Genomic DNA, 23,956 nt, shown 5'->3' with positions numbered 1-23,956 from the left:
TAATCTCCCGCTTGGTGTACGGTTGATCATGCTTAAAGTTTGTGGGCGAATTGTGAAGTTTAAAAAAAACACCAATAAAGTATTTTAACAATTTAATTTTATTTGAATTTTAGCGGCTTGACCTTTAACCAAATTTCCAGCGCAATCACCTTTTCACTTGGCGAGCCTCCATTTTCTTGTGAAATTACTTCAGGATAATGTTCTATTAAGGGCGCATCTTCCGGCTCGTACCCGCTTTGTGGCAGCCACTTTGCAAAAATATCTAATTGGAAACTCAACAAGTCTTTAATTGCTCCACGGTAGTCAAAAATTGCGTATATTCCGGCACTGAGCACATTGAGTTGATATGGCCGAGTCACCGCAGATTTTAATTCATCGTTAATCACAATTGCGCCATCGTAACGCGCTTTATCTAGTGGCGTAAAAACGGGATTATCATGACCAAAACCAAACTTTTGTACTTGGCTATAATCCAGTCCATGTGCACTAGCCCACGCTGCAAGCTGCTGCCAACAGGCGCTAATTCCTTGCAATTGGTAGCCTTGTGACGCGCGTAATGTACATAAGGGTAGCTGTGAAATAGAGTGTAGTTTAACCGGCTGAATAACACTGTGTCGCTCAGCTCTTAATGCGTGTATCCGGGTAAGTTGTGTCGTGTTAAAGGCCGGCTCAATGTTATTTTTTGCCACCAGCTTCCTTAGTTGTTCTGTTTTTCGCACACTTGATGGAGTCACACCAAAGTGCTCTTTAAACGCTCGCGAAAAGTTTGCGCTACCAGAAAAACCAAACTGTAGCGCAATATCTGTCACACTGTACGCTTCGGCTAGCAACAGCATATTGGCCGCGCGTTCTAACCTCACGCGATTAGTGTAATGACTCAAAGACTCACCAATCACAGCTGCAAAAATGCGCTGGAAATGAAACTTAGAAAAATGGCTAAGTTTCGCCGCTTGCTGTAACGAAAGCGGCGAACTTGGATTGCTATGCACCCATTCAATGACAGGTTGTAACCGCCCTAAATATATCTCTTCAGCGCTTAACTTTTGCTCAGTTGATTGATGCAAGCTGTATCTCTCCCGGTTGGCTCTTAGCTTGTTGATAGTGTCGCCAGCACAGTATCAGTGTTAACCCTGCCGCTATAAAGTCAGCCCCCACAAGCGCCATAAATACACCATTTAAGCCAAAATAGTGTGGCGCAATAACAATTAATGGAACTAGAATAAACATCACCTTCAAGGCACTGTAAAAACAAGCGCGTTTGGCATCACCTTTCGCTTGATAAAATCCAGACGCTAAAATTACCACACCAAACAGCGGCATCCCCCAAAGTGCTGAGCGAAAAACGCGCTCTCCTATTTCGAGAAATTCACTCGCTTCGGTAAACAGGCTCAGCCATAGCCTCGGCAATCCCATCAACCCTAGCGTCAATAACAGCGCAAATCCTGTCATACCTAAAAAAGCAACACGCGTACACGCTTTTACTCGCCCACTATGTCCTGCCGCTAAGTTATAGCCGACGATAGTTTGAAATGCGATCAACATTGCAATCGCAGGTAGAATTGCGAAATTAATAATACGTCCCAGCATGCCGTGGGCGACTACCCAATTTTCGTTTGCAAAAGTCAACAGCTGCCAGTTAACCACCGCAGTTTGCACGCCAAGGCAAAATTGCGTGATCAAGATAGGCATACCGATTGCGAGGATCGGTAGCCAAGCACGAGGTTTCCAACACACCTTAACCGCAAGCAAGTCACTACGCTTTCTTTTGAGCTGAAGCGCAATAATCAATGCCCCCAATTGCGCTGCGATTGTCGCATATGCCGCACCTGCAACCCCCAAACCAAATTGCGCGATAAATAGATAATCAAGTAGTATATTGAGCACAGCTGAGACTAATAACAACAGCATCATCAACTGCGGTTTACCCTGACCACGGAACATATCAGCCACAATAGGTAATAAAACTCCAGTAATGGCACAAAGATATAACGGCTGTATGTAGCTAAGCGCATCCTTTACAAAAACCGCTTCCACTTGCAAAAGTGATAAGAGCTCAAGTGGATAAAGCCAACCAAGTACCAAGAATACCACGCTAACTATACCGCCAATTATCAGTCCATGGCCGATAACCTCCGCGGCTTTATCTACTTGCTTTGCTCCGATTAACCTTGTCATAGTGGCCGCCATGCCTGCAGATATCATAGCGGTTAGCGCTATCATTAACACCTGCAGCGGGTAAACCATAGCCACCGCGCCAAATGCCATCTCTGACACATAGCGACTAATAAACCAGCCGTCGACCAAGGCATATAAACCCACAACGAGTAAACCGATACAAATGGGAATACAGGTTCGAATAAACAGCGCTAATATGGGCATCTCAGCGAGCTGCACGAGTCCTAATTGATTTTTATCTTTCATGTAAACTAATCCTCAGTTGCCATAACATGGCAAGGTAAAACTACTTATCTGGAGAGGTTACAAATTCCAAACAAAGATAAATATTCAAATATTGCGAAGTTGATGAAATTGACGCACAAAAACTGGCATAACAAAAAATCCCGCTAAGATAACATTCTTTTACAACTCTATTTTGTTCCTAAGTTAGTATATTTTGTAACCTCTACTTCTTTGATTCACTTTTGAAAGGATTTTACTATGCGTTTAGGATTAACTATTGCAGTTGCAACTATTACCCTACTAACTGGTTGCGGTGGCTCTTCAACTGACTCACAAGACCAAGCACCACCACCCAAAACGGTCACGCCACCACCCACTCCCACAGAAAACAAACTCAATATCACGGCACTGGACCAAAACAATCATGTCTACTCGAGCGACTTGGGTTACACCACAACTTTGGAGCGCGTCTTCAACTTAAAAGACAACAAACTATTAGTGCTCGGAGAAACATCAAGTGTTGAAGAGCTAGGTAATAAAGAAGGTTTTTATGCGATCACGAACCTAGATGGTCAAACTTATCAATATGAACAAACGCAAGAAGGATTTGTTGATGCCTGTGTTTTTGACTCAGGAGAATACGTCATAGGCCGATTTAAACGTGAAGATACTGATCAGTTCAGTGTACAACTTGAACGCTACGATGGCTCTGGTACTTTGCTACAAAATGCTGAAATGAAGGCGTTATCAATGGATGTTAAATATGATATCCCAGCTGATAGGAGTGCTTGGCTTAAAAAGCCATTCACTATCATTCCGACAGACAATCCATTGAGTGAAATTCCATACACGCAAACTAGCATTACATGGTGGCGCTTTAACAATGTAAAATTCTCCTGCCATGACAACAACTTGTACGTCAGTTATAACAACGGAGGTCAAAAGATTGCGAAATACGACGTAAACCTCCAACTTAAGTGGCAAAAGCTGATCGATATTCGTTACTGGGCTAACAGTTCGCGCGCTTCTGAAGCAATTGAAATGGCGCTCTCTGAGAATGGATTTTTATACACAGTGCAAAATATTAGTACTGATGCAATTCCTGCCTACAATCATAAATTTTCGACCAACCATGCGATACCCGATAACACAGAGCAAAGTGCGATGCACATGATTGTAAAAACCTTTAATGTAGACGGCGAACAACTCAATGAACAATTTATCAGTGATACTGACTCATCGTTAGTTGAGGATGTTCAAGTACATCAAGACAGTGTATTTGTTGGTGTATCGGCACGCCGCAGCAAAACGGGTAAAACAAGATATTCAAGCGAATGGGATATTGGCTTAGTAAAAGTTTACCATAGTGAAAAGGCTGCCGAGCGTTATTGGTATGACTTAGATAAAGAAGACGTGCTACGTGGACTAAAGATCAGCAACGGTACATTATTTGTGTACGGCCACACTGGTGGTGTACAAGTGGACACAAATAGCTGGGTTGAACATAGCAAGGCGTTTATTGGGAAAATCAACCTTGAAAACCTAGCCGATATTGCTTTTGAAACCACTAGCACAGCACGTTCCGCCAGTTTCCAAGATTTAACCATTCAAAATGGCGTGTTAAGCGCTGTGGGACTTGAGAATGCGCCCATGACACATTCTACTGATATCTCTATGGCGGGTTTGTTCATTAAAAAAACACTCAACGATTAGACCTGCCAAGTGGTGATAACGACCAAGTTATCACCACTTATTATTAACGCGAAAGCAAAGTAACCACAGCTTGAGCCCCTTTATTGTCCGGTAAATTCGCTAAATGCAACTCCCCTTGCTGATTACGAATAAGCTCTCTGCTCAACACCAAGCCGATACCCGAGCCATTTGGTTTAGTGGAATAAAATGGTACAAAAAGGTTATCTGGATTGGCGATACCAGCGCCGTTATCTTCTAGGGTAAAGCGCCAATTTTTTGGTTTATCTAGGGTTAGCGTAATACCATCATTCCCCGCAGATTGATTTGCTTGCTCAGCATTATTGACAAGGTTGATCATAGCCTGCGTTAGCTGAGCTTCATCACAATAAACCAAGCCTTTATTAAGCGCCTTTATCTCAACACCAGGAAATAAAGCTTGCCAGCGCGATACCAGCAACTCTACCTCAATGCTTTGCATATCAACGGGTGGAAGCTGCGCTACTTGTGCGTAGTTTGCAACAAATTGCTGTAAATGTGCGGCACGGTTTTCTATTACCCCGAGCATAGTTTGCTGCATCTCAGGTGAAATGATATTGCCATCTTGTTGTAGAGATTGCGCCATTGAGTAGACCGGAGTTAAGGTGTTTCGCACCTCATGATTGAGTACCGATAGTAGCTTTTGCCATACCTGCTTTTCATTATCTCGCAGCGCTTGCTCCACCGAGAAAAACACCAATAATTGATAGGCTCGCTGCCCCCGATATAGTTTATGAGCCGCAATGCTAAATCGAGAGATGTGCTGCGTATGCTGCCATTGTTCATCCACATACTGAAGCCCCAGTGCTTTCACATGTGCACCGTGTACCACCTGCTCTGGATACACGGTATTCATGGCATGATTGGCAAAATACACATGATGATGCGCATCAATTACCACTATTGGCAGGGTGAGTTCGCTAATAAAATTAAATACAAAAGCTTCATTCTGACCATATTCTTGACGCTTTTGCTGTAATCGCTTGGCAGCTTCTTTGAGCTCGGCCTTGAGCAATTCAACCCGACCCTTGCGGTATTGCGCTAACTGCCATACACCAAACTCTTCATTGGTCACACCGTCCAATTGGACAGCCAAATTTTCAAGCACCTGCATTACTGCCCGATAGCCGTAACTCAGTGCGAATACAGAGGGGAGCATCACACCGAGCAACAAAGTGATTGCACTTAACAGCGTAAGCTTAAAATAGTAGATCATCCCAAGCGCGAGCATAGCAAGTGTAATTATAGGTATCGCAAAGCCCACCAGTAACTTGTGCTCAAGTGATGTCAGCTTAGCCATCAAGCTCTGCCTTTGGGCTAATATCATGCTTTTCTAGGCGTCGATAAATTGCAGATTTACTCAAGCCCAAAAACTCTCCAGCGGCCACTACATTGCCATCAAAATGGCGGATCGCTCTTGCAATCATGCGTTTTTCGGCTTCTTCAAGGCTCAAAAGTGGGATCTCTTGCTCTGGTACACCTTCCTCAAGCTCAATATCATCCGCAGTTATCTCAGGCTGAAGCCCTAAGATCACTGCTCGTTCAATGACATGAGATAGCTCACGAATATTACCAGGCCAGCTGTAACTCAATAATTTGTCTAGCGCCTCTGCAGTTAGCGTGCGCTCCCGCCCGGTATCATTACCATGGCGCCTAGTGTGCTTTGCTAAAAAATGGGCTGCTAAGCTTGGGAGCTCTGCTAATCTCGCTCTCAGTGGCGGTACCTTTAGCACCACCGTATTTAAGCGATAAAGTAAGTCCTGACGAAACTGCCCAGCGTTAATCGCTTCTGACAAATCCGTATTAGTGGCAGACACGATCCGCGCATTACTGCGGCGCGTTTCAGAATCTCCCACAACTTCATATTCACCCGTTTCGAGCACGCGTAATAGCTTGCCCTGAAGTGGCAGCGGCAAGCTGCCGATTTCATCTAAAAACAAAGTGCCATTTTCAGCCATTTCAAACCGTCCAGTACGGCTTGCTTTTGCATCGGTGAATGCGCCTTTGCAATGGCCAAATAACTCACTTTCAAATAATTCCGTTGGAATAGCGGCCATATTCACGCTCACAAAAGCGTGCTCAGAGCGACCGCTCTTCTCATGAATATATTTAGCCAACTGACTTTTTCCGCAGCCATTTTCTCCCAGAATAAGCACGTTGGCATTGGTTTTTGCAACGCGCTGAGCTTGCTGAAATAACTGAGTGGTTGCGTTATTGTCTGCGTGTGGTTCATGTGATGACGATAGTGCTTCAGCACTTTTGGTGTAGCGTCTAACGGTGTTCAGCAGTCGCTGGTTTTGCCAAGGTTTTTCAATGAGGTCACATGCGCCCAACTGCATTGCTTGGACCGCAAGTTCAACCTTGGCCCACGCGGTAATAACAACCACAGGCACACTTATTTGCGCTTGTCTCAACCAACTAAGAAATTGCAGCCCTTCTTTTCCTGAGGTTGTATCTCTATTGAAGTTCATATCAAGCAAAATAAGCGCAACGGGCTGCTCCGATAAAATAGCTTTAGCTTCATCAGGGTGTGCGGCTTCAAGACTCATAAAACCATGACTTTGTAGCACTATGGTGGCTGACATTCGCACGTCAGGGTTGTCGTCGATGATTAAAACTGGCGTCATCACTTCCTACTTATATTCTGTTTGGGCTTACGCCCAAACTTTAATGTTTTAATGCTCGCATTGGTGTCGAATTTATTAACTGTCTCATTGGGTAAATCGCCGTGGCTAACGCAAAAGCCAACATGGTAACAATCACTACAAACAACCAGCTGGATTTTGCCAACAGCCAATCTGACGAAACACTTATATAAAATCCCGCAACAACCATAATGGCAGCCAACATCGCCACTAGCATAGGTGCGATCGTATCTGACAATAACAACCGATATAAGCGGTGTCGTTTGGCACCAAGTGCCATTCGCATCCCAAACTCGTAGCGTCTTTGTTGAAAGCTATAGTTAAGCACACCGTAAATGCCCACCCCAGATAACAACAAACAAAAACCACAAAGCGCAAAGCTTAGCAGTAAAGTCAGGCGCTCCAAATAGGTAATGCTCTGATATGTCTTTGTTAAGTTTGAAAAACGCCATATTCCCGCCTGACCATTCACGGTGCTGATGGCATTTTGGATCTGAGCGCGAGTAAGTGATGCTCCCGGTTCCATTTCTATCATAAATGGATATCCCAAAGGCAGCGCGGGTAGCCAAACGGTTTTACCTTGAAGTTCATGATGACGTTTAGGGTGATTGAAGTTTTTTGAAATACCTACGATTTCAGCAGGTACATCTGGGTTAAAAATAAAATACGTTTCACCAATCACATCACCATCTGGTTTTAACGCCTGTGCCGCAGCCCAAGAAACAATAGCCTCTTCCTTTTCGCCTCGAATTGCAGCTTCGCTAAAAGTGCGTCCGGCAACGAGCTCAAGCCCAGTTAATGCAAAATAATCCGACCCAACGTTACCTCTAACCATGCTCGGTGTCCATTCACCCGCCATATCTTGCATAGCAACCACAGGGACATCGCTTTGTAATGGACTTTCTCCATGGGCGACGCCTAACACGCCTGGAATGTTAGCCAACGCAAGTTTGAATCCTTCAATATTGGCGTAACGCGCGGGAAATGGAGTGGGATCTGCAGGAATATGTAGCATCACGCTATACATATTGTCCAACTTTGTTCCGAGCGGTCTAAGCAAGGTATCGGCGCTTTTACATAGCACTAAGGTCGCCCCAAGTACCAGCACTGTGGTAAAAAACAGCTGTACCGCAACCAGTGTTTTTGTCGTCGCTATGCGTACCGCTTTTACGCTGCCCTTACCTGACGACTGCATGCTTTGTTTTAGTTGGCTAAAATCAATCATGCGTGAGGTGACAAACGCAAACAATAAAGCCAATAACAGTGCGGTTAGGATAGCACTGAGCAGCACTGTGGTATCTAAGGTTAAAGTGTCAATCAGCGGCAAATAGCCACTGGTGAGCGATTTAACTAACCTCAGCTCCCACGCGGCGATAAATAACCCCACCAGCACAGCGCCTGACACCAATAACAGCGCTTCTAGCAAAATGCCACGAAACAACAACTTACGCTTCGCACCGAGCATAGCTTGTAAGGCCAGTTGCTGTTGGATGGTGTGAGCTCGAGAGATAAACAAATTACTCACATTAAAAATTGCGATGAGTACCAAGCATGACACACTCAACAACACGATAATGGCAAGCTTGTCATGTCCCGCCAGTTCTACGTCACGGTACGAACGTACTATAGGTTCAATATCAAGTAACGCTTCGTCAGCCGATTTCCATTCGCTTTGGTGCAGTTGAGCATTTTGATATAGCTGCTCTGCGAGGATATCCTGACCACTATTGACTGGTAATATCGCCAGTAACTTCAAGTTGTTTAGTCTGCTACTCCACGGATGATACTCGCCGCGCTGATCACCAAAAAATCGCTCATCTTCAGAGAAACTAAGCCACAGCGCCCCATTTCCTTCACTTAAAAAGTAAGGATCACCATGCGTACGTGCAGCAACACCGACGATGGTGTACAGTCTGCCAACAATCCGCAGACTCTCCCCAAGCACATTGTCATCACCATTGAAGTATTGTTGCCAAAGTTGATAGGAAATAATGACCTCTGGATTTTTCTGGCTAATGCTTTTCGTCGGCGTTAGGTATCGCCCCAGTGCTAGCGGCATTTTCACCATACTAAAATAATCCGAACTTGCAAAAGTCAGCGTAAGCTTTGGCTTGCCAGCTAGATTTTCAACCACATCAGAAAAGCTACTGATCAGAGCTCGTTTTTCATACATGGAGGGGGTCTGATACCAGTTCAGCATATTTTGAAAGCTTTGCAGCCCTTCAGACACCCTATCTTGATATACGTTTTTTTGTTCTACCACCACAAATCGTGATTCATTTTCAATCTCAAGCGGCTTAATAAAAAAGCCACTAAACAGACTCAATGCGACAAAAAAGCAGCTTAACGCGAGTGCCAACGTCAGTACTAACGTGATACAAAAATTCGGTACTTGAAGCAAACTTTTGATTGCCAGCCCTAGTTGACGCCGAAGTTGCAAAAACCCCATTACACCACCTCCGCAGTACAAATATCGCGTTTTGCAACGCTTGATGAAACCTGTACACCATCTAAAAGCTGAATTTGCCGCTTGGCATAACCTGCATAGCGAATATCGTGCGTCACCATGCAAATGGTTGTGCCTTGCCTATTCAACTCCCCCAGCAAGGCCATTACCGCATCACCATTTTTAGAATCGAGGTTTCCAGTTGGTTCATCAACTAATAAGATACTTGGCTCGCCTGCAAGCGCACGCGCAATAGCCACTCGCTGTTGTTGCCCACCAGATAGTTGGTTTGGTTTATGTTTTGCTCGGTGAGACATTTCAACTTGCTTAAGTGCGCCCATCACACGGCGCTCAATTTCGTCAGTCGCAAGCGCAGGCTCACGATATTGAAGCGGTAAAGCCACATTATCAAATACTGTTAACCCATCGAGTAGATTAAATGACTGAAAGACAAAACCGATATGCAAATTACGCAGCTCTGCTTGCGTGTCTGCATCTAGCGTACTGGTTTCTATATCTTGGATGCGATAGCTGCCTGAAGTGATGTCATCTAATAGTCCAAGAATGCTCAATAGAGTGGATTTTCCCGATCCTGAAGGACCAGTTATCGCAACGTAATCGCCCCTTTCAATTTCAAGGTTAATGTTGCTAATGGCGTGAGTTTCAACATCCTCGCCAAAGAACACTTTGCTCACTTGATGTAATGCCAAAATTGTCTTGTCCATTTGTTCTTCCTTTACCGATTGAGTGATTTAATTGTTATTTTTTCTAGGTGCTGGTAGTCAGACATTTCTGACACCACCACTTGCTCACCGGATACACCGCCTTCAAGTACTTCTATGGCATTGCCGGCTAGTTTACCAAACTTAAAACTTTTTTTGATAAGCATGTTGTTTTGTTTATCTAAAACGAATAATTGACTATGAGATTGTGGAGTTACACGCGGTGGCTTGATCAGTGAAAGTGCGGCGGTCTTTTTTGCTGTAAAAATTTGCCCTTCAACAGTCAAAAGTGGGCGAGCATTGCTTGGCAGCTCTCCAAGCAATGTCAACTCTATCGCAATACGCCCGTCTTGTACGATGGGTACAATGCGGCTGACCTTACCCTCAACCTGACCAACAAAGGTGTCTACTACTGCTCGTTGACCTAAGATAATCTCGCTTGCTTCTCGCTCTGGCACCAGTAAGTCGGCTACCAAAGTTCGCTCACTACCCACCACGGCTAGCGCCTGCCCGCGTGTAATTGCTTGACCTTGACTGACATGTACTTGCTGCAACATGCCGCTGATCCCCGCAGTGACTTGTAATTGCTCCACCGCCTGAAGCGCGACCTGATAGCTCAGCTCATATTCTTTTAATAGCTCTAGCTCAATCTCAATTCTTTGCTTATGTAATGCACTGGTTTGGCTAAGCTGCTGCTGAGCGAGCTTTACTCGCTCACTTAACTGAGCGACAGTTAAGATTGAGCGCTGATGATCTAAGCTTGAAACTATGCCTTGGGTGACTAGTTGGCGCTCAGCCTGCTCTCGCAATTTGGCATTTTCAAGCTCACTGCTGAGTAGAGTATTTTGCCCTTTCAATACAAGTCGCTCACTTTCTTGGCTTAGCCTTAACGCTTCAACATTGGCTTTTTGCCTAGCGAGTACTAGTCTTTCTCGGTGGAGTTGCTGAGTTAACTCAGGATTGGTTAACTGTAAAATAACGGTGTCTGGCTCTACCCTGCTGCCAGGAAGATGCAGTACGGTTTCAACTTGCGCTGCAAATGAGGTCGTGATCTCTCTACTGATCTTTGAGCGTAATCGGCCATAACCTTTAACACTAAACTGTATCGGTCCGGATTGAACGGTGGCAAATTTAAGCTTTTTTGCATCTATTTGCTGGTCGTGAGGCACAATCCATACGCCCATTGCAGCAAGCAAAATAAGGGTTGTTAACAGCCACCACCGACGAAATGGCTTTTTAGCCGTTTTGGCAAGGCTAGTGTGAATATCCATCGAATTACCATGTTATTATTTTTATACGGTAATACGATATTTAGGCCAAATTTAACCTATTGATTTTTATAAAGTTAAAATGATTCGCCTGTATGAACTTTCCCTAACTTGGGACTGTGTAATATCAGTTATGGGAAACCTGCCGCTCAGCAAAGAACAACAGGTTCAGATAGCCTATTTAATTCGCCAAATTGCTTTAAAGGTTTTACTCGCCAAATAGAAAAATAACAGCGGCATCAATACTAACTTCAGTACCAAAAGCGATACCACGTTTAAGAAGTCGATAAAGAGTGACTCAGCAGCGTCGAGCATATCGCTAATACCACTAGAAACCGCTTTAACTGCTCGGTTTAGCGTCCCTTCATTGCTACCGTGAAGCTGCTCATTGAGCTTTTCAATTGCGTGTTGATGTTGATCTTTTTCTCTATTGATAAGCGCTATTTGAGTGTCGAGTTTTGTTTTATCGCTGGCCAATCGCTGTTGCTTTTCAATCAGTGGCTTAGCCTCTTCACTTTTGGTAAATGTTAACCATTCGGATAAACTTCGGTTCGCTTGAACCGCTTCAATATCACCTTCCAAAGCGGTAATTTCAGCATTAATCTCGGTCGCTTCACCATGAAGACGGATCTGTTGTTTAGTCAATAACGCTATTTGTTCACTATGGCTTTGCTTTTGACTGACGATTTGAGCCTTTATTTTTGCACTTTGTGTGCTGGTCTTTGTTGCTTGAGATTGAAAGAGGTCAACACTGCTCGACACCACTTCACTTTGTTTATTTATTTCTTGGTCCAGTAACAGTTGGCTAGTGAGGCCCGTCGATAGAATTACAAACGGAACCACAAAACGGATCAGTAGCATCGTGGCTAATATTTTAGTCCTTACCGTTTGCCAAAGTCCTAGATAGCAGCACACGAAATATCCAATTACGGTGACTGTAAAAGCAACACTGAATAATATATGGGTGGAAATAGTGTAGAGAATACGTTGGATAAACAAAGAGCCAATGGCTAGTTGCATCACATCAGAAATGTATTCAGCTAAATCATTGATAGGATCGAGTAGCTGCGCAGGCTGAATGCTTGCAACACCAATCCCAACCTCGGCAGATTGCAGCAAAGAAATAGCGCCATTTACCGTACGTGCTGAAGCATAGACAAGCGAAGACTGTAGTAGCGCATCATCAATAAAGGTCATCATGGCGGTATTAAACTCTGGCAGCCAACTTATCACCACAAGGATGGCCAACAGAAAATATAATGCTATTTTTCCACTTTTTGCTTGCATATCAGCCTCAGCCTTTTAGCAGTTTTATTAAGCTTTGTTTGCTTGCTCTAGCACGGTAATAGTGCGCTCAATGAAGCGGGTAAGCGCCCGCTCTGGAAGAAAAGGTTGTCGCCCTTCAAGATTAAACTGTGATAATAAGCGCTTAATCTTTTCATCGTTCTTTATTTGCTCAACCGACTTACCCGCCTGATTCAAAATCTTCACTCGCTCAACCAAAGCGAATGTTTGAATTCTATGTTGTTCGAGTTCACGTTTCGATGTGGGTTTGCCATGACCTGGCACAATCAGCGTATTTTGATCGCCAATCGACAAAATCAAATCGACTGCTTTATTAAAACCCGTTAAGCCCCCAGCATAAAATGTTGGATGCCAGTTTGTGGTGTAAATGTCCCCGGTGAACAAAATATTGCTCGTGGGGTGATAGAGGATGTTGTCATTGGCGGTATGTGAGACTGCTTGAGTATGCTTTATCACCCCAAGCTCCTTTAACCCTTGTGGGCTCTCAACAAGTGTAAAACCTTGTTGTTGGAAAAAAGCATTACCACCGGTGTGATCTAAATGACTATGCGTATTTAGCAGGTATTTTTTCTCGGTCTGAAAGCTATTCTTTATCAAATCATTGAGCTTTGGCAAATCCGCATCTTCAGCTGTGGGGTCAATGATCACCACTCCCCTGTTCGTTGCAAAGATCCCAATGTTTGTGCCATAACTTTTATCTCTAACGACTTTTGCTGTGTCAGATTGATAAAGCACTTCAAACTCACCGCTATAAGTTGGCTGAGCAACAATTAAGCCCAATAAGATGAACCCCGTAATAGACCGCATTTCACACTCCTTTCTACATTAGACTGTTCACGTTATAGCCATTATGACTTCTTTACAAGCCTATTGCTCCACCAGCCTACTTTCCTCTCGGTTTTATGGAGCGGCCAGGCTTTTCCTCGAGCGGTTTATCTGGCCATCTGTGTTTTGGATATCGACCACGCATTTCTTTGGCCACCTCAAAATAAGAAGTTTGCCAAAAGTTGCTTAAATCGCTGGTGGTTTGGATTGGCCTTTTCGCTGGAGATAACAGCTCAAATCGCACTGCGACTTGACCATTGGCGAGCGTTGGCGACGTCAATTGACCAAACATTTCTTGTAACACCACAGAAACGGTTGGCCCTTGGTGCTCATCGTAGCGGATCGCGACTCGCTTATCGCTTGGCGTAGTGTAAAACTCAGGTGCTTGCGCCTCGAGTTGCTGTTGCTGCTCCCAAGTGAGTGTCGCTTGAAGCAGGTTAAAAATATCCAGTTGCTTCAGTTGTCTGAGAGTGTTTACGCCCGTCAAATAGGGCAATAACCAAGTATCAAGCTGCGCTATCAAACTTGACTCAGATATCTGTGGGAAGGTATTCAAGTGCTCACTTAACCATTTAGCTCGAGCGAGCCAAGCGTGACTTTTTACCGACCAATTGAGCAAACCAAGCCCTTCCGATGTGAGAATATCCTTCACACATTGGGCAAACGCTTCTTTGGGGATCTGACTCAGGTTTTGCTCTTTTAATACCAGAGCATGATATTTAACTTGTTGCCGGCCCTGAATCGCCTCTTTTTTACTATCCAGTTGATACTGCACCACCTCACTCAAATATGGCGCCAGTTGCTCAAGTAATGTGCCCTTTTCGATTGCGCAGCTCAGAAATACCAAGCCATCCTTATTTTTGCCATCCACATCACAAACAATCAAATAGGCCTGACCTTGCAGCGGATCGCCGTCACGTAATGTCACCCCCCGACCATTCGCAAGCAAGTAGCGGTTGTCCCCTAAAGGACGTTTTTGTGCAGCTCTGTCAGGAAAGGCATGGAGCAATAAAGTAGGCACTAAGGTTTGAATATCTACAAGGGTGATTGCTTCACTCTTGAGCCTAATTCCTAGTTTGTGTGCAAATGATTTGGCCAATTTTACGGCCTGCTCTACGGCAGCTCTATGTAAGCGATATGCTTTAGCGGCACGGGTACGGTCTTGCACAAACTCAATCAACGCCAATACTCGCTCACATATATCGCTTGTGTTGGCTTGTACTACAATATCGCGCTCGCTCAATATTGCCGCCAAAAAACAAGCAAGTTGTTGCGAAATTAGCGTCTCACATCGCAGCAGCATGCTGGCAAGACGAGGCGAAACACCTAGTTGTAGTGCACGTTGCCCAGCAGTTAACACTTTATTATGCGCATCGACCAAGCCAAGCGACTGATTCAATTGACAGGCCACCGAAAAATGTTGCATCGGTGGCGGTGTTAGCCAATTCGCGTCCTTGTATTGTGTCACTCCCCACGCGCTTAGCTCTAACGCCAAGTCAGAAAGGTCAGTGGTGGTTATTTCTTCTGGCTGAAAGTCACTTAAATTATTATGCTCACTTTCGCGCCAAAGACGTAAACAATGGCCCGCTTGTAAACGACCCGCACGCCCTGCACGTTGTGTTGCTGATGCCTTTGAGATCATCACCGTATCGAGCCGAGAGAGACCGCTTTTAACGTCATAGGTTAAGCGTTTTTCAAGGCCAGAATCTATAACCATAGTGATCCCGGCTATAGTCAAACTGGTTTCAGCAATATTGGTCGCAAAAATAACACGTCTTGATGCACTAGCGCTTTTACTCAGCACCTTTTCTTGTTCAGATAGGGGTAATCCGCCGTACAAAGGCAGAAGCTCAATATTACTTTGTTCAAGCACTTGGCACGCTTCAATACAGCGCTGAATATCAGCCTGCCCGGGGAGAAATACCAATACATCGCCATCGCTTTGTAGAGTGAAAGCATGGCGCAGCGCACTTAACACCTGATCTGCCAAGTAACGACTCGCTTTACCGACGTACTCAATTTCGACAGGATAGGTTTTACCAGGGCAAGATAACCTTGGTGCGCCATCCAGATAATTCGATAATAGCTCAGTGTCTATCGTTGCAGACATCACTAGTAATTTGAGGTCGTCACGATATGCTTGTTGCACTTCAAACGCGAGCATTAAAGCTAAATCCGCATGAATCGAACGCTCATGAAATTCATCGAAGATAATAAGCGCAACATCACTGAGTTCAGGATCCGCTTGAAGACGGCGAGTCAATACGCCTTCGGTGACGATTTCCAAGCGGGTGTTGGATGAAACACGTTGCTCGTTTCGAATTTGATAGCCGACTCGCTCGCCGACCGATTCTCCCAGTTGTTTGGCTAAATAGGTCGCAATAGATTTTGCTGCCACACGACGTGGCTCAAGCATAATTATTTTTTTACCCGAAAAAATATCAGCTTGCAGTAAACGCAGCGGCACTAAGGTCGATTTACCTGCGCCGGGTTCGGCCTGTAATACCAAACGGTTATCATTGGTTAAGGTGGAAATGATCTCGGGGATGAAGGCTTCAATCGGCAGCAAAACTATAACGCTTTATTATTCTATCTTGCTCAATATGATACACCTAAACTGGATGTCTCCAAACAGCCGAATTCGCTTATCGGGTATTACAAGCATAAATAAGATCGGATAGATTTGACCACGTTTTTAATTTGCCCGCTTGTAAATATGAGCGTAGGTTTTGCACCACGTGCTCTGCCGGACTTTGCACTTCCTCGTCTCCAGTGTGGACACCAACCCAAGCATTACGATGAGATTCCTTCGCTAGATATAAACCACCGTCGGCTAACTCCAACACATGCTCCCAGCTAAGCTTATCTGGTTGCGTTGGATCAAACGGAAATGGAGCAAAACCGATTGAGCAAGTACAGTTGATAGATTGATCGTTCACCACAAATGGATAGCTCTCCACTTGGCGACGGATCCGCTCTGTCACTTCGTGCGCAGCCGCCCTGTCCATATCCGGCATCACCAGCAGAAACTCTTCTCCACCCCAGCGCACTATAATATCTGACTCACGTGTGCATTGCTTAAGGATTTCAGCAAAATCTTGCAGCACGATATCTCCTGCTGCATGACCAAAACTATCATTGATATTTTTAAAGTGATCGATATCAATAATCACAAAAATCAGATCGGTATTTTGTTGCAATTCAGGTGCTTTCCATCTTTGTTTGTATACTTCAATGGTGCCATCAATGACGCTAAAAAAGTGATGCCGATTGCTCAGCCCAGTTAAGCTATCGGTGAAACTGAGAGTTTGCAAACGTTTGTTTCGCTCAGCCAGTTCCTCGGTCCGCTGCGCAACCTGACTCTCTAACAGCTTAGTGTATCGACGATTCTGCCAGCGCCAATAAAAAACCAGCAACAAAGTAAATGCAAGCAAGGCTATCAACAACCAACGCTGCTGACTTAATCTTGCGTTTTCTATCTGTTGCTGATGCGCCATAATCTGCTTTGCCTGCTGGGCATTGTCTCGCTCAAGCTCATTAAGCGCCTGCTTTTGTTGCGCAAGAGAATATTGCGCTTCTAGCTTAAGAAGTTTGTTATTACGCTTTTGCAAATTCAGTGACTGCTCAGTAACGGCATAGCGTTTTAAATAACGATGCGCTTGCTGATAGTCTCCAAGCTGGGCATAGGCTGAAGCCAGTATCCATTGCAACTGAGATTGAAAAAGTAAAAAACGTGTGCCGAGTGTATCTCTCAGCCCTGCCTGAGCTAAATCAATTGAAACTGCAAAATCACCACTTTGTAAAGCGACTCTGGCACGCTGCACCGCTGCCATAATCCGCATTCTTTGGTTTTGAACCAAATAACCTGCATTGTCTAACTCATCTAGAATTTGTTTAGCTGGCAAATATTCACCGAGCTGTAAATGAGCCCACGAACGCGTCAGCTTTAACTGCGCTAGTGTCTCCTGTCGAATACCTGAAATCTCTGGTACGAAAGAAGACTTGAGCGCTAAACGATAAGCGCCCTTATCCATATTCAAGCGCGACTGCCATAAACTAATATCGGCTTTTATCTGGGCATTATCATCAATTTGCTCAGCCAGCAATGAGGCTTTATCTAAATAACGCTGTGCTAACTCATAGCTCTCTAAGTCAATATCAAGGTGAGCGATGGCGAGATAGGTGTTTGCCTTTAAAAATGTATTGTTATCGGCTTCGGCCAACTGCAATGCTTGTTGGTGCAAGTCCAAACCATCCTCAAACTCACCAAAGTGTTGAACTATACTACCTTCTAACAGTAATGCTTTGATTTGCAGCGGCTTATTACCTTGTGCACGCGCTTGTTCTCGCAGCGCTCTGATGTCCGGTAATAAAGACAAGTCATAATCTTGTTCAGCCGACATTTGTAGCGCATTTAAATTGCGCTGTATTTGTTCCGATGATTCGTAAGCAAAACCACAAAATGTAATTAGCGCACTTACCAATATGCAAAGCGATACCACAGCTGGCTGCATTAGTCTCCTCCCACCAGCATTTCAGCGTTAGCCACCTGCCAATTCGCCACTTTTTTGTTGATAAAGCCAGATTCTGTCAACGCCCGTTTTAGCACGCCTCGTCGTTTAAGTATTTTTAACCCACGATTGAGTGCCGCAAATATTTGCACGCCTTCAGGATGGTTTTTACTGACGACAAAATGCCGAGAGTCTGGCAAGACAACCTTAATATTTTCGATTGGGACATATTCTTTACCTTCAAAATTTAGAGTTAAAGAATCACTCACGCTAAAATTAATCAACATAGTGTCAACGACATCGCTTTCTACCATTGCCAACATGGTTTCCCACGGGCCAATAAAACTCACCATGTGTAAGTCTGTATTCATCAAGGCACGCCAATCCACTTCCCATTGCGGGTTAGAAACAACATTCAGCTGCCGAAGCTGTGAAAGCGGCGTTTGCTGCAGTGCGACGTTACGCTTGGTGACGTAAAGCCCTGCTTCGTAATCTCCTACTTCAACAAGCGGATCTGAGATAAATAATGAGCCGCGATAGTCCACGATATTTTCATGCCAAACACTGCGAGCAAGGATTAAGCTTTCCCCAGCGATCAGATCAGAAAACTCTAGAATATTAACCGATGGTTTTGGATTAAATACGACTTTACGTGTTTCACCACCAAGAAATAGAGCCTGCTGTAATAGTACCATTTCGATGATTTCAATATGAGAACCTTTGGTGGTAGGAAAGAAAGACTCAACGTCTAAGACGTCACGACCAGCAAGAAAGTGCTCATAACGCTGACTGAAATTTTCGCTACTGATAATATCAACAACCAGCTGATTGCTCCCCCAACAGAGATTGGAAATAAAAAGGAGTGAAAACAGCCACTTCATCTTCATTGTTGAGTAAAGCCTTATTATTAACAGTTATTCAATTCAGTATACTTGAATTTAGCGCGCTCTGTTAACCACTAAACAACATATTCTAATGAATTTGGATTTGAAATTTATCAGCCCGCAAATAACCGTTAAAACTCACAAAGTGAAGGCAACAAAAAACCTAGGTTACCTTAGGGCCTGTTTATCTTTCAAGTTTGTTTTTGCAGCAGTTTGATTGGTATTTATACAAGGCAGAGCCTGCGTAGCATAGTTGCTCTATGTGAGTCAGGCGATAACAAAGTAGAAATGCCAATCAAGCGCTGCCCTTTGGGTTCACCTGAGTGCGCTTTGTTCATTGTTGCTCAACCTTTGCCTAGATTACTAGGCGGCAAGTCGAGCGTCGCGACCAAAACATACTCAGAAGAACAAAAATCAAACAGCAAAGGTCAACAGGCCCTAGTCTTGAATTAAGTTAAGCTAGGCTTCAATTCGGCTATTATGCGGGTTCATATCCTAAGTTAGGACCAAGCCAACGCTCCGCTTCTTCTAGCGACATCGCTTGACGCGCAGCATAGTCTTCTACTTGATCTCTTTGAATACTCGCAACGGCAAAGTACTTAGAATCTGGATGTGAGAAATACCAACCCGACACTGCCGCTCCCGGCCACATGGCGTATGAGCTAGTCAGCTTCATACCAATACGGTTTTCGACATCTAACAGCTGCCAAATTTTTTGTTTTTCGGTGTGTTCAGGGCACGCAGGATACCCTGGCGCTGGACGGATCCCTTGATAGTTTTCACGGATAAGCTCTTCGTTACTTAGCGCCTCATCCGCTGCAAATCCCCAGTGCACTTTACGCACTTGTTCATGCAAGTATTCAGCAAATGCCTCAGCTAAGCGATCTGCGACCGCTTTAATCATGATCTTGTTGTAGTCATCTTGCTTAGTATCAAATGCATCTGCTAAGTCATCTTCTTCAAGACCACCAGTAACGGCAAATGCACCGAAATAATCAGGTGTGCCTTTAGGTGCAACATAATCAGACAAACAATAGTTAGGGAAGTCGGTTTTTTCGGTTTGCTGACGTAACTGACATGACGTAACCAAGACTTCGCTGCGCGACTCATCGGTATAAATTTCAATATCATCACCCACGCGGTTAGCAGGGAACAACCCAATTACACCCAGTGGCTGCAAAGTACCCTCTTGTTCTAACTGATCTAACATGGCATTGGCATCATGAAACAGTTTTTGCGCCTCTTCACCAACCACTTCGTCTTGTAGAATACGTGGATATTTACCGGCCAATGACCAGGTCATAAAAAATGGCGTCCAGTCGATATAATCGCGTAGCGTTTTAATGCTCACGTCTTTAAATTCAGTGATCCCCAACTTACTTGGGACCGGTGGCGTGTAGCTTTGCCAATCAAGTTTTACCGCATTATCGCGAGCTCGCGCCAAGGTAACCGGTTTTGAGCGTGGCTTTTTACGCGCTTGCTGCTCTCGTACTTTGACGTATTCATCCGCGGTTTTTGCCAAAAATTCAGGCTTTTGTGTTTTACTTAACAGGCTAGATACCACACCAACCGCACGACTGGCGTTATTGACGTAAATCACACCTTTATCATACTGAGGTTCAATTTTAACTGCGGTATGGGCTTTCGATGTGGTAGCACCACCAATAAGCAATGGAATATCAAAGCCTCGGCGTGTCATTTCTTTAGCGACATGCACCATTTCATCAAGGGAAGGCGTAATAAGGCCAGACAAGCCAATGACATCAGCATTTTCATCAATGGCCGTTTGCAGAATTTTCTCTGCCGGCACCATCACACCCAAGTCCACAACTTCGTAGTTATTACATTGCAGTACCACGCCCACAATGTTTTTGCCAATGTCGTGTACATCGCCCTTAACCGTGGCCATGATCACTTTACCGTTACTAGAGCCTTCTTCTTTTTCGGCCTCAATGTAAGGGTCAAGATAGGCAACCGCGCGCTTCATCACTCGAGCAGATTTTACCACTTGAGGCAGGAACATTTTGCCCGCACCAAACAAGTCGCCAACCACATTCATGCCATCCATCAGAGGCCCTTCAATCACTTGAATTGGCTTATCAAACTGTTGGCGACAGGCCTCGGTATCCTCGTCGATAAACTCGGTGATCCCTTTAACTAAGGCGTGCTCCAAGCGTTTTTCAACTGGCCAAGAACGCCACTCTAAATCTTCCTGTTTTTCGGCTTGCGCCATGCCCGAGTATTTAGGCGCGATTTCAACCAATCGCTCGCCAGCACCGGCGTCGGTATTGAGGATCACATCCTCAACGGCATCACGGAGCTCTTTTGGAATATCGTCATACACGGCTAACTGACCCGCATTGACGATCCCCATATCCATGCCCGCTTTAATCGCATGGTAAAGAAACACAGAGTGGATCGCTTCACGCACCGGGTTGTTACCACGAAAAGAGAAAGAGACGTTCGATACGCCCCCTGACACTTTACAGTGCGGCAGGTTTTGTTTAATTCTGCGCGTGCCCTCGATAAATTCTACGGCGTAGTTATCGTGTTCTTCGATACCCGTAGCGACCGCGAAAATATTAGGGTCAAAAATAATGTCTTCAGGTGGAAACCCAAGCTCGTCAACCAAGATTTTGTAAGAGCGCTGACAGATCTCAAACTTTCGTTCTGCGGTTTCCGCTTGACCAACTTCATCAAATGCCATCACCACCACAGCAGCACCAAAGCGCTTGATGATTTTGGCTTGGTGGATAAATGGTGCCTCACCCTCTTTTAAGGAGATTGAGTTTACAATGGCTTTACCTTGAATACATTTCAGACCCGCTTCAATGACTTCCCATTTAGACGAGTCGACCATGATGGGGACTTTAGAAATATCCGGCTCTGACGCTATCAGATTAAGAAACTTCACCATCGCAGCTTTTGAGTCCAACATGGCTTCATCCATGTTGATATCGATCACTTGCGCGCCGCTTTCAACCTGCTCTCTGGCAACATCCAGCGCGGTTTCGTAATCTTCTTCTAAAATTAAGCGCTTAAATTTTGCCGATCCCGTTACATTGGTACGTTCACCGACATTGGTAAATACTGCTGTTTGTGTCATGGTGAATTCCTAATTTAAGTTACAGGCTTCAAGACCTGCCAAACGCATCCGCACTTCGATGTTAGGCAAGCTACGCGGCTGGGTTTGCTCAAGGCCTCTCGCGAAGGCGCGAATATGTTCAGGCGTGGTGCCACAGCAACCGCCAACAATATTGATAAACCCTTCGTTACCCCAATCAATAATCTCTTTTGCCATGTCGTCGGCTTCTAGGTCGTATTCACCAAACTCGTTAGGAAGCCCTGCGTTTGGATGCACAGAGGTAAAGGTCTCACAAACCCGTGACAGCTCTTCTACATATTGTCTTAATAAGTCTGGGCCTAGCGCGCAGTTGAGGCCGATAGAGATTGGCTTAATATGGCGAATGGAGTTATAAAACGCCTCGGTGGTTTGCCCTGATAGCGTGCGACCGGAAGCGTCGGTGATCGTGCCCGAGATCATAACAGGCAGAGTGACGCCCGCTTGCTCGAAGGCTTCTTCTACGCCGTAAGAAGCGGCTTTGGCGTTGAGCGTATCAAAAATAGTTTCAATTAAAATAAGATGAGCACCACCCTCGATAAGAGCAAGCGTTGATTCAACATAGGCTGCAACCAATTTGTCAAAAGTAATATTGCGAAAACCAGGGTCGTTTACATCTGGAGAAATTGAACAGGTTTTTGACGTTGGACCAAGCACACCAGCCACATAGCGAGGTTTGCTAGGATCTTTGGCGGTAAATTCATCACATACCGCACGTGCAAGCTTCGCCGATTCAAGATTAATCTCACGGCTTAGGCTTGCCATATCATAATCTTCCATCGAGATGGTGGTAGCATTAAAAGTATTGGTTTCAATGATATCCGCGCCAGCAGCTAGATAATCGCGATGGATCTGTTTGATTATCTCAGGCTGCGTCAAACTTAACAGATCGTTGTTGCCTTTGATAAGGACATGCCAATCTTTAAAGCGCTCACCACGATAGTCTTCTTCTTCTAATTTGTGCTTTTGGATCATGGTTCCCATTGCACCATCTAAGATCAGAATACGTTGCTGCATCGCTTGCTTAAGCTGCTCTGCTATTTGCTCACCGTTTACGGCTACATTACTCGGCATAATTGTTAGTCCTTACATCTTGGCTAACTAAGTTAATATCATAAGGTGTGGTTTGGTAAACATAGTAGTTTAACCAATTTGAGAATAACAAGAATGCATGGCTTTGCCATGTCTTAGATGGACGTTTGCTGGTGTCATTCTCAGGGAAATAGTTCTCAGGTTGCGGTGCGTTGGCCATTTTTTCACAATCGCGAAGATATTCTTTTTGTAGCGTATCGGCGTCGTATTCAGGGTGACCGGTAATATATACTTGGCTACCTGAGTGATTTTTAATTAAGTAAGCGCCTACTTTTTCAGAACCCGCTAACACCACTAGGTCTTTACACCCGTTAATTTTATCGATGTCGATGTGGCCATAGCGTGAGTGTGGCACCAAAAACTCATCATCAAAACCGCGAGTGAGCGCCCCGTGGTCAAAATAACAGTGGTGCTTAAATACGCCACACAGTTTGTCATTTTTGAGTGCTCGCTTTAACCCATAATGGTGATACAAACCGGCATGTGCGGCCCAACAAGAAAACAGGGTTGAAGTAACATGGTGCTCAGCCCAATCAAAAAACGCCTGTAATTCCCGCCAATACACCACATCGACATATTCAAGATGCGCCAGCGGCGCACCGGTGACTATCAAAGCATCATAGTTTTGATCTTTCACATCCGAAAAATAGCGGTAAAACATATCTAGATGTTGCTCTGAGTTTTCAGAGCTACGGTGGGTGTCCAGTCGCAACAAATCAACATTCACCTGCAAAGGGGTATTTGCCAGTAATCGGATAAATTGCACCTCAGTCTCCACCTTATTCGGCATCAAGTTTAATATCGCGAGCCGCATTGGGCGGATCTCTTGCGTTGATGCACGACTTTGTGGCATCACGAACACATTTTCATGACGCAATTGGGCAATGGCTGGGAGTTCGTCGGTGACGGTGATTGGCATGCGCTGCTCCAGACTAATCGAATGGCATTATTATGGACAAAAACTGGAAAATTTCAACCTCTAGATGTATGGACGTCTAAACATTTGTAA

The 23,956-nt window shown here is 44.7% G+C and carries 16 protein-coding genes; 1 reads left to right on the top strand and 15 read right to left on the bottom strand.

The features are described from left to right. Positions 1-98 precede the first annotated feature (98 nt). Together GSF04_RS10510 and GSF04_RS10505 are read right to left on the bottom strand one after the other, a co-directional pair. Positions 99-1,064 carry a helix-turn-helix domain-containing protein gene (locus GSF04_RS10510; RefSeq protein ID WP_211859497.1) on the bottom strand — a complete coding sequence of 322 codons (966 nt, stop codon included), beginning with the start codon at positions 1,062-1,064 and terminating at the stop codon, positions 99-101. After that, positions 1,048-2,421, bottom strand: coding sequence for an MATE family efflux transporter (locus GSF04_RS10505; RefSeq protein ID WP_211859496.1), 1,374 nt, complete (start codon positions 2,419-2,421; stop codon positions 1,048-1,050). The genes GSF04_RS10510 and GSF04_RS10505 overlap by 17 nt, the downstream gene beginning before the upstream one ends. A gap of 237 nt (positions 2,422-2,658) precedes the next feature. On the opposite strand from GSF04_RS10505, the gene GSF04_RS10500 reads away from it, so the two are divergent. Next, the gene (locus tag GSF04_RS10500) at positions 2,659-4,113 is read left to right on the top strand and encodes a hypothetical protein (protein WP_211859495.1); all 1,455 of its coding nucleotides are present in this window, start codon (positions 2,659-2,661) and stop codon (positions 4,111-4,113) included. Positions 4,114-4,156: 43 nt separating this feature from the next. Here GSF04_RS10500 and GSF04_RS10495 read toward each other — a convergent pair whose 3' ends face one another. From GSF04_RS10495 to metA, 13 genes are all read right to left on the bottom strand, one after another. Then, positions 4,157-5,428, bottom strand: a complete 1,272-nt coding sequence (locus GSF04_RS10495) for a HAMP domain-containing sensor histidine kinase (protein WP_211859494.1) — start codon at positions 5,426-5,428, stop codon at positions 4,157-4,159. Then, complete coding sequence (locus GSF04_RS10490) at positions 5,421-6,755, bottom strand: sigma-54 dependent transcriptional regulator (RefSeq protein ID WP_211859493.1); 1,335 nt, start codon at positions 6,753-6,755, stop codon at positions 5,421-5,423. The genes GSF04_RS10495 and GSF04_RS10490 overlap by 8 nt, the downstream gene beginning before the upstream one ends. A 40-nt stretch (positions 6,756-6,795) precedes the next feature. Continuing rightward, positions 6,796-9,222: an ABC transporter permease gene (locus GSF04_RS10485; RefSeq protein ID WP_211859492.1), complete on the bottom strand. Its 2,427-nt coding sequence runs from the start codon at positions 9,220-9,222 to the stop codon at positions 6,796-6,798. Next, complete coding sequence (locus GSF04_RS10480; RefSeq protein ID WP_045988311.1) at positions 9,222-9,944, bottom strand: ABC transporter ATP-binding protein; 723 nt, start codon at positions 9,942-9,944, stop codon at positions 9,222-9,224. Before GSF04_RS10480 ends, GSF04_RS10485 begins: the two co-directional genes overlap by 1 nt. An 11-nt stretch (positions 9,945-9,955) precedes the next feature. Further along, complete coding sequence (locus GSF04_RS10475) at positions 9,956-11,212, bottom strand: HlyD family efflux transporter periplasmic adaptor subunit (protein ID WP_211859491.1); 1,257 nt, start codon at positions 11,210-11,212, stop codon at positions 9,956-9,958. A 174-nt stretch (positions 11,213-11,386) separates the two neighbouring features. Continuing rightward, positions 11,387-12,496 (bottom strand): hypothetical protein, encoded by a 1,110-nt coding sequence (locus GSF04_RS10470; RefSeq protein WP_211859490.1) that lies wholly within the window; start codon positions 12,494-12,496, stop codon positions 11,387-11,389. A gap of 27 nt (positions 12,497-12,523) precedes the next feature. Beyond that, a complete protein-coding gene (locus tag GSF04_RS10465; protein WP_211859489.1) occupies positions 12,524-13,321 on the bottom strand; it encodes an MBL fold metallo-hydrolase in 798 nt (265 codons plus the stop codon). A gap of 76 nt (positions 13,322-13,397) precedes the next feature. Then, positions 13,398-15,908: an ATP-dependent helicase HrpB gene (hrpB, locus tag GSF04_RS10460; protein ID WP_211859488.1), complete on the bottom strand. Its 2,511-nt coding sequence runs from the start codon at positions 15,906-15,908 to the stop codon at positions 13,398-13,400. A gap of 76 nt (positions 15,909-15,984) precedes the next feature. After that, positions 15,985-17,853 (bottom strand): GGDEF domain-containing protein, encoded by a 1,869-nt coding sequence (locus tag GSF04_RS10455; RefSeq protein ID WP_211859487.1) that lies wholly within the window; start codon positions 17,851-17,853, stop codon positions 15,985-15,987. Beyond that, complete coding sequence (locus GSF04_RS10450) at positions 17,853-18,737, bottom strand: hypothetical protein (RefSeq protein WP_130164554.1); 885 nt, start codon at positions 18,735-18,737, stop codon at positions 17,853-17,855. Before GSF04_RS10450 ends, GSF04_RS10455 begins: the two co-directional genes overlap by 1 nt. A gap of 475 nt (positions 18,738-19,212) precedes the next feature. Further along, positions 19,213-21,840 (bottom strand): methionine synthase, encoded by a 2,628-nt coding sequence (metH, locus tag GSF04_RS10445; protein ID WP_211859486.1) that lies wholly within the window; start codon positions 21,838-21,840, stop codon positions 19,213-19,215. Positions 21,841-21,849: 9 nt separating this feature from the next. Beyond that, positions 21,850-22,929: a homocysteine S-methyltransferase family protein gene (locus GSF04_RS10440; protein ID WP_211859485.1), complete on the bottom strand. Its 1,080-nt coding sequence runs from the start codon at positions 22,927-22,929 to the stop codon at positions 21,850-21,852. Next, entirely contained in the window at positions 22,919-23,866 is a 948-nt protein-coding gene (metA, locus tag GSF04_RS10435) for a homoserine O-succinyltransferase (protein WP_211859484.1), read from the bottom strand. The genes GSF04_RS10440 and metA overlap by 11 nt, the downstream gene beginning before the upstream one ends. Positions 23,867-23,956 lie beyond the last annotated feature (90 nt).

The organism is Pseudoalteromonas sp. A22 (assembly GCF_018141345.1).
GTDB classification, from domain to species: Bacteria; Pseudomonadota; Gammaproteobacteria; order Enterobacterales; family Alteromonadaceae; genus Pseudoalteromonas; species Pseudoalteromonas maricaloris.
The sequence above is the reverse complement of the archived record's forward strand: the minus strand, read 5'-3'. Positions and strand labels throughout refer to the sequence as shown.